General features: G+C 42.7%; 12 protein-coding genes. 3 read left to right on the forward strand and 9 right to left on the reverse strand.

The features are described from left to right. Positions 1–196: 196 nt before the first annotated feature. Complete coding sequence (locus ABIE26_RS07750) at positions 197–1,723, forward strand: PAS domain-containing sensor histidine kinase (RefSeq protein ID WP_310138245.1); 1,527 nt, start codon at positions 197–199, stop codon at positions 1,721–1,723. A 110-nt stretch (positions 1,724–1,833) separates the two neighbouring features. Here ABIE26_RS07750 and ABIE26_RS07755 read toward each other — a convergent pair whose 3' ends face one another. Then, the gene (locus ABIE26_RS07755) at positions 1,834–2,232 is read right to left on the reverse strand and encodes a tetratricopeptide repeat protein (RefSeq protein ID WP_310138244.1); all 399 of its coding nucleotides are present in this window, start codon (positions 2,230–2,232) and stop codon (positions 1,834–1,836) included. Between the two features lie 16 nt (positions 2,233–2,248). Beyond that, a complete protein-coding gene (locus ABIE26_RS07760; RefSeq protein WP_310138241.1) occupies positions 2,249–2,659 on the reverse strand; it encodes a DUF3606 domain-containing protein in 411 nt (136 codons plus the stop codon). Positions 2,660–2,767: 108 nt separating this feature from the next. Here ABIE26_RS07760 and ABIE26_RS07765 point away from each other — a divergent pair, with 108 nt between their 5' ends. Both ABIE26_RS07765 and ABIE26_RS07770 read left to right on the forward strand, forming a co-directional pair. Beyond that, entirely contained in the window at positions 2,768–2,986 is a 219-nt protein-coding gene (locus tag ABIE26_RS07765) for a DUF6965 family protein (protein ID WP_310138239.1), read from the forward strand. Positions 2,987–3,156: 170 nt separating this feature from the next. Further along, complete coding sequence (locus ABIE26_RS07770; protein WP_310138237.1) at positions 3,157–4,125, forward strand: hypothetical protein; 969 nt, start codon at positions 3,157–3,159, stop codon at positions 4,123–4,125. 69 nt (positions 4,126–4,194) lie between these two features. On the opposite strand, the gene ABIE26_RS07775 is transcribed toward ABIE26_RS07770, so the two are convergent. The 7 genes from ABIE26_RS07775 to ABIE26_RS07805 all read right to left on the reverse strand — a co-directional run bounded on the left by ABIE26_RS07775 (position 4,195) and on the right by ABIE26_RS07805 (position 12,813). Beyond that, positions 4,195–4,806: a TlpA family protein disulfide reductase gene (locus ABIE26_RS07775; RefSeq protein ID WP_310138236.1), complete on the reverse strand. Its 612-nt coding sequence runs from the start codon at positions 4,804–4,806 to the stop codon at positions 4,195–4,197. Between the two features lie 16 nt (positions 4,807–4,822). Further along, positions 4,823–5,359 carry a DUF4369 domain-containing protein gene (locus ABIE26_RS07780; RefSeq protein WP_310138234.1) on the reverse strand — a complete coding sequence of 179 codons (537 nt, stop codon included), beginning with the start codon at positions 5,357–5,359 and terminating at the stop codon, positions 4,823–4,825. 17 nt (positions 5,360–5,376) lie between these two features. Continuing rightward, positions 5,377–6,720: a RagB/SusD family nutrient uptake outer membrane protein gene (locus ABIE26_RS07785; RefSeq protein ID WP_310138232.1), complete on the reverse strand. Its 1,344-nt coding sequence runs from the start codon at positions 6,718–6,720 to the stop codon at positions 5,377–5,379. 8 nt (positions 6,721–6,728) lie between these two features. Beyond that, positions 6,729–9,998, reverse strand: coding sequence for a SusC/RagA family TonB-linked outer membrane protein (locus ABIE26_RS07790; protein WP_310138230.1), 3,270 nt, complete (start codon positions 9,996–9,998; stop codon positions 6,729–6,731). Positions 9,999–10,271: 273 nt separating this feature from the next. Next, the gene (locus ABIE26_RS07795; RefSeq protein WP_310138229.1) at positions 10,272–11,411 is read right to left on the reverse strand and encodes a FecR family protein; all 1,140 of its coding nucleotides are present in this window, start codon (positions 11,409–11,411) and stop codon (positions 10,272–10,274) included. A 68-nt stretch (positions 11,412–11,479) separates the two neighbouring features. Further along, complete coding sequence (locus tag ABIE26_RS07800) at positions 11,480–12,058, reverse strand: RNA polymerase sigma factor (RefSeq protein ID WP_310138227.1); 579 nt, start codon at positions 12,056–12,058, stop codon at positions 11,480–11,482. Positions 12,059–12,213: 155 nt separating this feature from the next. Further along, a complete protein-coding gene (locus ABIE26_RS07805; protein ID WP_310138226.1) occupies positions 12,214–12,813 on the reverse strand; it encodes a hypothetical protein in 600 nt (199 codons plus the stop codon). Between the last annotated feature and the right edge of the window lie 98 nt (positions 12,814–12,911).

Genomic DNA, 12,911 nt, shown 5'->3' on the forward strand with positions numbered 1-12,911 from the left:
TTTTTAATAATATACGTCGTTTAATATCTCTTGAAAAATCGGCATCCATAAATACGTTTGGAGCGCATACGGTAAAACTAACCTTATTATAGCACTATTTTATATAAAATACACACGCATTAACCGCTGCAATGGCAAAAAGTTTCAGAAAAATTAACTAACTTTCGTCTTCTACAAAAAATTGATGCTCTCCCATATGATGAAAGAACTAAAGCAGAGACAGGAAAATCCGGTCGTGTGTGAAGAAAAAATCCAGGCATTAGAAGCGCGCGTTGAGGAACTCACAGATTTCATAGAAAATGCATCCATTCCGCTACACCGGGTAGATAAAAACGGATACATAACCTGGGCAAACCAGGCTGAACTTGATACATTGGGCTTTACAAAAGAAGAATACATAGGCACCCATATAACAAGTTTTCACGCAGATCAGCATGTGATAGACGATATTCTGGCCAGGCTCAGCAAGAATGAGACGCTGCACAATTACCCGGCCAGGCTCAAATGTAAAGATGGCTCTATAAAGCATGTACTGATCAGTTCGAATGTATTGAGAAAAGACGGAGAATTTCTCCATACACGCTGCTTTACCAGAGACGTAACAGAACTGGTAATGGAAATGAACCGTAAGGAACGCCTGCTGCAGGAACTTGAAGAGAGTGAAGCACGGATGAAGATGGCGATCAGTTCCACAAATATGGGTACCTGGGAATACACACCTGCCGAATCCCATTTATACCTCTCACCCGAGGCGATCAGCATCCTGGGGTTTTCGAATGAACAGGCTATTGATTATGCCGGCTTTTTAAAAATACTTCATCCAGAGGAAAGAACACGTATCCATCAGGAGTTGAATGCATCTGTAAAGGCGATTAGTAATGAAATCTACAGCACAAAATTCAAAATTATAAGGCCCGGCGACCAGGCAGAACGCTGGCTTCATTTACAGGGAAAAATTACCCTAAAATCTGCCGGTGGCAGTACCAGATTTATCGGAACAGTACTGGACATCACAGAGGCGGTATTGGCTGAAGAAAAGAAGAAACAGGAAGAACAGCGGAAAAACGCCTTTATTGCGATGGTGAGCCATGAAATCAAAACGCCCATCACTGCGGTAACAGCCTATTTGCAAATGGTTCTCCAAAAGGCACAAAAAGATCAGGATAGCTTTTATATTAACTTGTTGTCCAGAGCTGATGTGAAGATTAAAAAGATGACAGCAATGGTCCAGGACTTTCTCAACGTTACCCGGCTGGAAGAAGGCAAACTCCAGATCATTAAAAAACAATTTGAGCTTTCCAAAATGATCCACGAGGTAGCTGAAGAAGGCCAATTTCTTACCACCACCCACACCATAAATATCCTTGGCTGTTACGATCTGAAGGTATTTGGCGACGAAGAAAAACTAAGCCACGTGCTGAGCAACCTGCTTAGCAATGCCATCAAATATTCTCCTAATGGCGGTAATGTATTCATCAAATGTGAATCTTTGAATAACAAGGCCAGAATATCTGTTACCGATCAGGGCATCGGTATTAAAGAATCAGATCAGAAACGCATTTTCGAAAGGTTCTATCGCGTTAACAATAACCAGGCAGCATCTGGCTTCGGTATAGGACTATACCTGGCTTCAGAAATTCTGGCCCACCACAATAGCCAACTCCAGATCAACAGTAAAGAAGGTGTTGGATCTACTTTTTTCTTTGATCTTGAGATCAGTTAAATAATGATAAAATATTATTTGATAGTTTCCGTACTACAATAGATCCTTGCTAAATTATAGCAGAACAACAACAACCACAAATACTTCTAAATCTGGTAATTGGGGCATGTTTATTTTATCTTTTTAACTACAACTTCTTTCCGGCGTTTCCATTTGTCTAACAATTCATTTTCATGAACCGGCAGGCCTTTGGTGTTTAGCAAACCCAGGCTCTGTGCTAAAGGCCTGGATAATTCTGCCATTTTGCTGTGCTCTTTGATCCATTGCTGCTGCTTTGCTTCAATCTCCTTTTCATGAGCAGCAATAGCTTTACTGATAAGTACCGATTCTTTTCGGTATTGTTTCAGTTTCCGATAAACGATCATCAGCCGGTTATTGGCATCTACATGAACCGGATTGCCCTTTAAGATTTTTTCGTATTGTTTAGCTGCCTCTGCATACAATTGCTCCTGTTCAAATTTCCTTCCCTGCATGAACAATCCCGATTCTACTTTCTTTTGCTTTTTCATCGGCTACAAAAGCGATTCAAACGCTCAGGTATTTTTTTATCTCCTTAACCTCATTACCATTCAGCAAAACCACGGTTTTCAGGTATTCTTCACTTATCTGAAACTGCGCTGCCCAATAGGCTACCTCAGCAGGGTCATCCATATCAATAATCCGATGTTCGTTTTCATCGTCAAAAGGCTCCAGCGTATCTGAATCGTCTTCAATAGCGTATTGTTCCCGTATTTCGTCTGGGTCAGGCTGGTCATCACCCAGCGCTTCGGGATGTTCTTCAAAATATTCCCGGGCTTTCTTTAGGCCTGTTGCAATAGCAAGACCCTCATCACCGCTTTCCTGCAATATTTCATTCGCTATTTCGGTAGCCTTATCGCGAATATATTTAGGCTGGTTTTTAAAAGATGGCGGGTAGTCTCCGTTATACCAGGGCATTGTTCCTCCTTTTTGCTATAGAACATAATCTGCCCGGTATTGTTTACAAATTCGGGTTCTTGCTTTTATAATTCAAAAGTGCAAAATTGTTTGCTACCTTCGCCCCCCATGACAGCAGAACAAGTAGAAGATTTAGCCAACAGGCTACACGGCATACAATTACCAGAAGCGCCATTTGAGTTATATCCAGGCACAATTATAGTTGACATTGAAAAGTTTTTAGCTACGCAGCTTACTACGCTCAGGCATTCGCCTGAGGCGAAAACATCACAGCCCTGCGCCTGGCGGCTGGAAAGGTTTTTGGAATTGGTAGAACCAATGCAATAATTACCTGTAAATTGCCCAACCCAATATAATTTGGTTTAGCCCTCTAAAAATCTCTTAAACAAAATCCGATTCTAAAAAACATAGCCTTTTCCGGACGTGTTCCGGAAATGAAAATAGTTTTGTTAGCTGAAAAACAAGGACTTAGGTTTGTTGCTGTAAAACCTATAAAATTGGAACTAACCACCAGCATTCCTAAACCAAAGCAGCAGAAAAGAAAAGCCAGAAGAAAGCCCCGCCGCAGAGATGATTTCTTGTGGAAGGCAATTGTTGAGGACGTCTCAGAAGACTTCCTGCGTTTTTTCTTTCCGGAAGCAGATGCCCTTTTTGATTTTAGCAGAAAATGTGAGTACCTGGACAAAGAATTTGACCCTTTCTTTCCTTACGAAGAAAATGCGGCAACAGTACGGTATGTAGACAAACTGATTAAGGTTTATCTAAAAGATGGAACTGAAAAATGGATTGCAATACATGTGGAAGTTCAAAACCAGCGAGGCAAAGAAGATTTTAGTTCCAGGATGATCCGGTACTGGTACTTAATGAAGGAAAAGTACGATGTATCCATCACTGCTCTTGCCATTATAACAGGTAGCAATAACAAATTCAGGCCTAAACCTTATGTTGATGCATTCTTAGGTACAAAACTAACTTACGAATACAATGTTTATTCAATACTGGATCAGCAGGAAGCCGCCTTACAGGCTAATCCAAACCCATTTGCTGTTGTTGTCCTGGCTGCCCTTTCAGCCATTAGAAAAAAGAAGGTAACCGACCTGGAACTAAAAGCCATAAAACACGAACTGAACCGGGAGCTGGTAAAAAGAAAACTTGATCCAGTTAAACACAAAGGCATTATGAATTTTATTAAGTACTATATGAATTTTGAAAACCCTAAAATGATGATTACTTTTGATAGAGAACTTCAAGCACTAACCGGAAGAACTATCCCTATGGGAACTGAAGAATATTTACTAGACAGATTTAAAAAAGAAGGAATTGCTGAAGGCATTCAAAAAGGCGAGGCCATAGGCCGCCATGAAGAAGCTGTGGAAATTGCCCGTAACTTTAAAAACATGGGTGTGGCAATAGCTGATATTGCTAAAGGTACAGGCCTTACCATAGAAGAAATCGAGGCGCTTTAAAAACCGGAGTTTCTGTTACCAGCCTCCGGTTTTATAAGCTATATTAAAGATCGATAATAAGTCAACCTACTACTTTCCAAAAACCTCGGTCAGCTTTGCATCAATATCTTTGTTATTGCCAATGTAACGTCCGATGATTTTTCCTTCCCTGTCCAGCAAGATCTTTGTCGGGAAAGCAGAGATGCCATAGGCCTTAACGGCGTCAAAATGCTCAATCCCTTCGTTGTTCAATACCTGAATCCAATCTATTCCGTCTTCCTTAACCGCATTCAGCCAGGCTTTCCGCCCCTTTTCAAGTGACTGGCCCGGTTCCTCTGCAATGCCAACGATTTCAAAACCATCGGCTTTATACTTGGCATATAACTCCTTCAAGTGGGGATGCGAAAGACGACAGGGGTGGCACCAACTGCCCCAAAAATCAAGGATGACATATTTGCCCTTTAGCGTTTCCAGGCTAACATCATTGCCGTTCATGTCTTTTTTACGAAGGGCCACGGCAGATTTTCCAATGGCAGTGGCCTCCAAGCCGGCCAGCCGGTTTGCGATTACCTGTCCGTAAAAACTTTTCTTATGTGTGTTATCAAGCTTCTCAAAACGAGCCTTTAATTCCTCGGTTTTCATAAGGGCTTGTACAGTATACAAATAGTACACGCTTAGCAATGCACCCGGATTTTTCTCCATAAATTCCATATGCAGTTTATTGAGCCCCCCCCCTGTTATCGTTCTCCAATTTTTTGGCTTTCTTCAATGCAGTGGAATCGCCCCCCGGTTTAAAATCATGATAAGCTTTTTTAAGTGCCTCCCAGCTTTGGCCATTCAGTTCATTTTGCCTGGCCCTTAGCGTTTCCGGCCAGTCTTTGTTTACAGCTCCCCCCTCAACGCTGGCCATGTAAATCTTGTCGGCGTTCCCTGTAACCTTTATTTCTTCATTGCTGAGGAAAAAATTTAAAGCGGGCCCGGGGTAGTCATGTTTTGCCATCCGTATAAATAACTCGGGGTTTCCGCTTAAACTTAAACGGGCATAGGTTGGCTCTTTTACTTTACCTTTAAATACCATCCAGCCATTTTCTGTGGCATAAACGGTATCCATAAAACGTTTTCCATCAACACCGTAGCTTAAATAAGGCTTGTAATCCTTAAAATTGTCCAGTTTCACCTTCAGTGTAAACCCTTCCTGTGCATAACAATTCAGTAAGCTGAATGCCAGCAATAACAATATGAAGTATCTTTTCATGTCAAAAAATATTAAGATTAAAAATATCCCGGATTTGGAACCAGGTTAGGGTTATTGGCTATTTCTACCGTAGGAATAGGGAGCAAAGCGTCAGTACTTTGCCAAAAAGCCGGCTTTAAGGCACCATTTACAGCATCAACCTGCCCCGTACGTTTCAGGTCCATCCAGCGGTGGCCCCATTCGGCAAAAAGCTCTACCCTTCTTTCTTTCGCAATGGCTGTAAGCGATTGTGCCTGGGAACCGAATATTAGTCCACCCAAACCAGCACGACCTCTTACCACATTCACATCGGCTTCTCCAAATCCTGGTTTATTTTGATAGGCCCGGGCTTCGGCCCTGATCAGGTATTGCTCTGCCAAACGCAACACCACATCAAATTCCAGGTTTAGCTTGGTCTTGGTACGGTATTTATTTGGATAATTCTGCCCTGCAGATACACCAATCCAGGTAGTCTTACGCTTGTCCGTAAGCTCAAAAGCACTAAACAAGCCTGGCAGAATGGTAAAATTTGGTACTGCATTCGCATTTGGAACAGTTTGGGTACCTATAGGAGGGAAACCATTGTCAGAGCTGTCGAAACTCCAGATGGCTTCATTGCTCGCAATCAGGAAAGCAACCGAGGGATCTACCATGGTATAAAGCGGTACATTGCCATTCATTGCCGTAATCACTTCAGTAGCTTTTGCTTCGGCGGCCACATAATTCTTCTGATAAAGATATACCCTTGCAAGCAGGGCTGCAGCAGCATATTTATTTACACGGGTACGATTAGTTCCTGATGCATAGGTAACCGGCAGAATGGATTGGGCCCGTTCCAGATCGGCAATAATCTGGGCATAAACATCGGCTGCAGCAACACGTGGCGACAACCTGTTGGTTTCTGTGTTGGTAGTGGTAATCAGTGGCACATCACCAAACAAATTTACCATATAAAAATGACAGAATGCCCGGATAAAAAGAGCTTCCCCTATAGCCTGGTTTTTAAATGCCTCGGGAAAATTAGATTTTGATACGCCCTCAACAATTGCGTTAGCCTGATATATACCATAATAAGAAGTATACCAGGTCCTGCCTACGAGACTTTCATTGGCAATCAGGCTATTGTTCTGATACTGCTCCCAGGTTGTTCCGTTAAACGAAAGTTCGTCGGCCAATAAGCCGGTTAGCAGGCTCATGCCCCAGGCATAGGAAGAAGATACTTTATATAACGTAGCGTACATACCCGATATAGCAGATGTTGTTGTAGTCTGGTCTGAAAAAGCCGTTGAAGCCACAAGAGAAGTCTTTGGAACATCCAGATCTACCAGTTTCTGACAGCCGCATAGCGGCAGCAGGATCGCAAGAAGTATTTTATTTTTCATCTCAGTTATTAAAAAGAAGTTTGTAAACCAAAACTGATTAATTTCATTGGTGGTATAGCTGTCCCCATAGTTTCAGGATCTGCACCCAGGTATTTGCTAAAAGTAAGCAGGTTCTGCCCCCTTACATACACATTTAAGTTTTGTAACCTAAGGCTTTGGGCCAGGCCTTTACTGAAACTATAGCTTAGGTTTAATGTTTTCAGGCGTACAAATGAAGCGTCACCAAATACAGCATCGGATGTCTTGTACAGGTTGAACGCTACTCCGGCCGGTGTGCCGGTTGTTGTCGTATATTTAAAAGGCTGGTTCAGTACATCCGCAATCACATTGCTCGAATTGCCTGGAATTGCCGAGGCATTGTAAATATTGTACCCATTCTTCTTCACAAACTGAAAAAGTACATCCAGCTGAAAGCCTTTGTATTTAAAGCTGTTGTTCAATCCTCCGAAAAATTTAGGGTCAGTATCCCCCAGCACGATGTAATCACCTTTACCGGTATTGACATAAGATCCGGTATTTATCCCGCCGCTGCCATCAAGATCCTGGAATTGTGCAACCCCGTCTATAAAACCTGTAAAATGATAGCCTTGCACCAGGTTTATCGACTTGCCCACAACAGCCCTGGTGGTATAGGATGAACTGCCTAAGCCAGGAAATTCAAGCAGCTTATTTTCAGGAAGGGTAAGGTTAACCGAACTGCTCCAGCTGAAATCATTCTGTTGAATGTTTTTGGTATCCAATGTAAACTCCCAGCCTTGATTCTGAACCAATGCCGGCATGTTGGCTGTATAGGCCGTAAAACCAGTCTGCGACGCCAATGGCGCAGTAACAATCAGGTTGTTCGAGCGGTTCCTGTACCAGGCACTGCTGAACATGATCCTGTTGTTAATGAAATTCAGATCAACTGCAAATTCAAGTTTTTTTGTAACCTCCCAACCCAGTTCTCTGTTCTCCAGGTTATTGGGAGCAAGTGTACTTACCCCATTGTAACTGGTCGCAAACAGACTATTTGCATAGAGCGACAAGTATAGATAATCGGCGATCTGGTCATTGCCCAGTGTGCCGTAGCTTCCGCGAAGCTTACCAAAAGACAACCAGTTCAGCTTATCCTTAAAAAGCCCTTCCTCAGTAAACAGCCATGATGCGCCAACACTGCCAAAATTACCAAACTTTTTACCATCACCGAAACGGGACGACCCATCCCTCCGGCCATTAAAGCTCAGGATATATTTGTTAAAGAGGCTATAATTCAAACGACCAAAAACAGAAGCAAATTTGCTTTCGTTGAAACCACTGCTGGCTATAGAAATAGTGGTTGAACCCAGATCTGTATATAAGTCGTCAATAAGAAAAGTTCCGGATATAAAATAAGGCTGTATATATTTGCTGTATTGATAAGTTCCGCCCAGCAGCGCATCCAGTTTACCCGGTCCCAATTGCCTTGAAAAATTAAATTGTGGCTCAACAGTGTACACCTCGGTAAAGTTTTGCTGTAAGATGATGTTTCCGTTCACCGTAGTATTTGGGTTCCGCGCATCACGGGTTGTGGCAATCACATTGCTCAGGTTAATCCTGTTATAGCCCATATCGGTCTTGAAACTCAATCCTGGCAGAATGTTGTATTTCAGGGTTGCATTACCTATAACATTTTCTGTAGTTGCATTTCTTGCCCCCGCCAGGGCAGCTATTGGATTGGTATAGGCGCTGGTAGGCGGCCAGTAGAACGTACCGTCGGCATTATAGATCGGGAAATTTGGTGGAAGCGCATAAAAAGAATTTACTCCTGCCGTAGTAAGGTTGTTGTTATTTTTGGTATAGGCACCCGAAAAATTAAAACTGAACTTATTGTTCTCTGACTGGCCCTGGATGTTAAAACGGACTGTAGCCTTATTATCTGCAAAATCCCCGGGAAGCACGGTCGACTGGTGCCTATAGTTACCACTAACCAGGTACTGGGTAAGCTTGTTCCCTCCTGAAATACTCAAGGTAGCATCCGTAAAATTCCCGGTATTGCCCATTATACGATCATAAAAATCTGTATACCCATTTCCAAAAGTCAACACATCCATCGCATTGGCATTGGTGGGTGTAATATTGTCGTTCGTAAAAGCTTCTTTACGCATGCTGAGGTATTGCTCGGTATTCAGCATTTTGATATCCCGGGTAACCTTGCTCACCCCCGTGTATACATTGGCCCCCACTGTCATCTTTCCGGCTTTTCCTTTCCTGGTGGTAATCACAACTACGCCATTTGCTGCCCTGGAACCATAAATGGCTGTTGCATCCGCATCTTTCAATACATCAATGCTCTCAATATCGCTTGTTGGAATATTATCAAAGGGACTTAAGGTGCCACGTCCGCCCAGCGCGGTATTGGGAGAAAAGAAACCGCCTGCCGTCAATTCAGTAGATGCGGCATTAAAAGGTACGCCATCTACAATATAAAGTGGGTCCCTGCCTTGCCCGATCGTATTGGTCCCCCTGATTTGCAGGGAAATGCCTCCCCCTGCCAAACCAGAATTTTCACTAATGTATACGCCCGGAAGCCGGGCCTCCATAGCCTGGAGAGGATTTGAAACAGCCTGATTTTCTATCTGCTCCTTTTTTACAGAACTTATAGATCCTGTAGCCAAACGTCTGGTAGTTGTTCCGTATGCAATGACCTGCACCTGATCCAGCTCAGATGTAGCTTGTTTTAAGATGTAGTTGAACTGATCTGGGCCTCCCGGCCTAACTTCTAGCCGCCTTTCCAGTTTTTGGTATCCCAGATAACTGATGCTGAGTTCGTAAACCCCTGCCGCCACTGTAGCGAAAGAGAATTTTCCGTTATTATCTGTTTGTGTATGATAGGATTTTTCTCCTTTTAAGGTTACTGTTGCCCCTGCTATACGCCGGCCTGCACTGTCTGTTACATTTCCGCTCACTTTTTCATCGAATTGAGCAACAGTATTAACCATTTCACCAACCCGCTCCAGAAAAGTCCGCTCTTTCTTCCTAATGACGATTGTTTTTTCATCAATCTCATAAGTTAAGGCCAGTCCCTTAAAAATGTTTTCCAAGGCCTCCTTTACGGTTGCATTATTCAGGGCAACATTTACCTTTTGATTTTTAGCTATGGCTTTACTGTCATAATAATAGTCATAGCCGCTTTGCTTCCTGATCTCCATCAGCACCGCTTCAAGATTGGTATTGCGTTGGTTTATGGTAATGCGCTGGCCAAATGTAGCGGCACTGACCTGCATAAGGGATGCTATCAATATCACGGTGGTTAATCGCATAATTAGCAATATTTTATGGTACAGGGCTTTAGGTATAACCCGTTTCCCGGAATAAATTTTATACATTTGTTTAGTTTCGGTTAAGCAGTGGGCCCATTGTCCTCGAAAAACTATGGCTTACTGCGGTTTAACAGTTGATTTATTTTGATTGTTCCGAACAACCAGAAGTGTTAGTCGCATTTCTGGTTTGTTTTTTTATAGCTTCAGCTTTTCTGTCGTAAATGTTTTCTCATCTTCCTGATTTTAAATGGTTAATAATTTATTGTTAGCTTGTTAATGGTATACATAAACCTTCTTTCCCTCTACCCTGAAATGTACCTGTCCTGATTTTTCGATTAACCTGAGTACCGATGAAAGTTTCTTTGACCGTGAAATATAACCACTGGATTCAATGTTGTCAGGAACAGATGCATCATAAACAATTTCAACATCATACCATCTGGCGATTTTCCGTACGGCTACTTTGAAATCTACCCGGTCAAGATAAAAATCGCCGTTTTTCCAATCGGTAACCCCCTCCACATCGGCCTCACGTACCTGGATAGATTTCCCATTGTTCAGCGCCTGCTCCCCGGGTCTGATGATCTTGTTGTGTATACCGTCCGTTACCTTTACACTTCCCTCCAAAAGCGTGGTTTTTACACCGCCCTCGTCCATATATGCGTTAACGTTAAAATGTGTGCCCAATACCTCTACCTTTTGCCCGGCACTTTCGACAATAAATGGCCGTTTTTTATCTTTTGCCACTTCAAAATACCCCTCACCCTCCAACTTTACCCTGCGTTCGCCTTTCTCACTCAAAGCCAAAGCATAAGTTAAACTGGAAGCAGCATTAAGCCATACCTTTGTCCCATCTGAGAGAGTAATCTTATAAGTACCTCCACGAGGGGTTGTAATGGTTTGGACCTGGCCCCGTGCTGCATCCAATTCGTCATTATTGGACGCACCTATGGCAGTACCGTCATTATAAGTTAGTTTAGAATTCCCAATAACAACCCCAGTTTTTGCATCGCTAAGGGTAATGGTTTTGCCATTAGAGAGGGTTAATGTTGCGGTGTTTTTTCCGGGTGCGACGTCATGGGCGTACAGGTCTCTCCCTTCGGTTGGAGATGACGAGGTGTAGAAATTATGGGCGCTATAAAACCAGATGCCGAAAACAATCGCTGCAAACGCAGCGGCGGCAACGGCAATGCGAGGCCATAACCTTGCAGTACGCCTTTTTGGATTGGCAAATACATAATCATTAAGCCCAGCAGATATATGCGCGTATGCTGCCTCAACTTCAGGAGCGGGTACATCACCATAATTCTTTTTAAGATCGGCAACAAAAAATGCTTCTACAAGCAACTGTTCTTCAGCGCTGCACTGCCCGGAAGCGTATCTGTTCAGCAAATCCTCTGCATTCTTCTTCATACTTATTATCCCCTTTTGTAAGTATGTCAGTTATAAAAGGCTTAGGGCCCAAAGAAATTTGAAAAAAATTATTTGCTCAGCAGATAAAGCATAATAGAGGCCACCTCAAACTTACCTCTAAGTATTTTGAGGGCATGGTTAATGTGGTTTTTAACCGTCTTTTCGGCAAGGTTTAGCTGTTCAGCAATTTCGCGGTGCGATAGCCCGGCATTTCTGCTCAGTTCAAATACTTCCTTCATTTTTTCCGGCAGCTTGGCCACCTCTTTTTCAATCAGGGCCAGCAGTTCCTTTTCGTTGATGTAATGATCGGTTGTATAGTTCCCTTCGTCAATGAGTGTTTGAAAGGCCTGGGCATAATCGGTACGTACTTTCTTTTTGGCAACCAGATTAATGAACTTGTAGCGTACAGCACTGTATAAATAAGCAGCAAGTGTGCCTTTCAGATCCAGATCCGCTGCTTTGTCCCATAGGGAAGTAAAAACATCCTGTACCAGGTCTTCGGCTTCATCTGCATCCCGCACCAGATTTTTCGCATAGGTATACATCACACGGCTGTAACGTTCAAAAATTTCGCGAAAGGCCTTTTCATCACCTGCTTTGAGCAGGCCGGCAAGTTCGTAATCAGCATGTGTACCGTAATCCGTCATTATGAATTTTGCTCCCTATTAAAAATACGAAAGCTTTGGCTGTAAAGCTGTAGATAATTTTCGATATTCTCAAATTATGACAATGTCAGCTAAATCTGCCTTCAAAATTCCAGGAGCTGCCATTTAGGTAGTTCCTGGAATTGATGCATGGAGAATTAGTTTTTTCTAAGGTTAGCGGCCAGATAAACTGTTCCCCAATTGGCAAATTCTTTCTTTACCAATAACCGGGCAGTGGCCAGGCTAATGTTACCAGCAATAACCAGGCAGGTCTTAGCAGGTACAACCTGTCTGCCATACTCAGCTTTAACTTCCTCAAAACTGATTTCTGTAAGGTTCTTTTTCCCTTCTTCATTGGCCTGTCCCATTAGCTCCAGCTTTACTTTATTAAAAACTTCAGGGGTCATTAAAGGATGTTGCAGGGCAAATGACAATACCGCTAAAGCATTATCAAATTTTTCTGGTGTTGAAGATACGTTCCCACCCTTGTCCGTAAAACTTATTCCGGCTTCAAGCAACCCTGGCGTTTCTTTTAATATACCATTCAATAGCTCACAGAAACCAGCGGTTTCCAGCCCCTCGCCCATAGTAACACCGGCATATACTTTTTCACTTGTTTTACTTTCAGCAATGATAATGCTCATGCCGTTTTTTAGCTTAAAGCTTACCGGATCCATCAGGCCTACAGATTGAGCTTTGCCATTTTCTGCAGCAAATACAACCAAAGCTGCAAGAAATAATTTTTTAAAGATTTTCATAACTTTAGGGATTAATAATTTAACCTAAATATCAGGTTATCAAATGACTACAAGCATGATGGATATCAGTATGAAAGATGACCTTCGTCATTGACCTG

The organism is Pedobacter africanus (assembly GCF_040548825.1).
GTDB lineage: Bacteria > Bacteroidota > Bacteroidia > Sphingobacteriales > Sphingobacteriaceae > Pedobacter > Pedobacter africanus_A.

Excerpts from the sequence above, each read along its gene's own strand:
- ABIE26_RS07785 (WP_310138232.1), bottom strand. The coding sequence starts at position 6,720 with ATGAAAAATAAAATACTTCTTGCGATCCTGCTGCCGCTATGCGGCTGT.
- ABIE26_RS07800 (WP_310138227.1), bottom strand. The coding sequence starts at position 12,058 with ATGACGGATTACGGTACACATGCTGATTACGAACTTGCCGGCCTGCTC.
- ABIE26_RS07805 (WP_310138226.1), bottom strand. The coding sequence starts at position 12,813 with ATGAAAATCTTTAAAAAATTATTTCTTGCAGCTTTGGTTGTATTTGCT.
- ABIE26_RS07795 (WP_310138229.1), bottom strand. The coding sequence starts at position 11,411 with ATGAAGAAGAATGCAGAGGATTTGCTGAACAGATACGCTTCCGGGCAG.
- ABIE26_RS07750 (WP_310138245.1), top strand. The coding sequence starts at position 197 with ATGATGAAAGAACTAAAGCAGAGACAGGAAAATCCGGTCGTGTGTGAA.
- ABIE26_RS07760 (WP_310138241.1), bottom strand. The coding sequence starts at position 2,659 with ATGCCCTGGTATAACGGAGACTACCCGCCATCTTTTAAAAACCAGCCT.
- ABIE26_RS07755 (WP_310138244.1), bottom strand. The coding sequence starts at position 2,232 with ATGAAAAAGCAAAAGAAAGTAGAATCGGGATTGTTCATGCAGGGAAGG.
- ABIE26_RS07790 (WP_310138230.1), bottom strand. The coding sequence starts at position 9,998 with ATGCGATTAACCACCGTGATATTGATAGCATCCCTTATGCAGGTCAGT.
- ABIE26_RS07765 (WP_310138239.1), top strand. The coding sequence starts at position 2,768 with ATGACAGCAGAACAAGTAGAAGATTTAGCCAACAGGCTACACGGCATA.
- ABIE26_RS07780 (WP_310138234.1), bottom strand. The coding sequence starts at position 5,359 with ATGAAAAGATACTTCATATTGTTATTGCTGGCATTCAGCTTACTGAAT.
- ABIE26_RS07775 (WP_310138236.1), bottom strand. The coding sequence starts at position 4,806 with ATGGAGAAAAATCCGGGTGCATTGCTAAGCGTGTACTATTTGTATACT.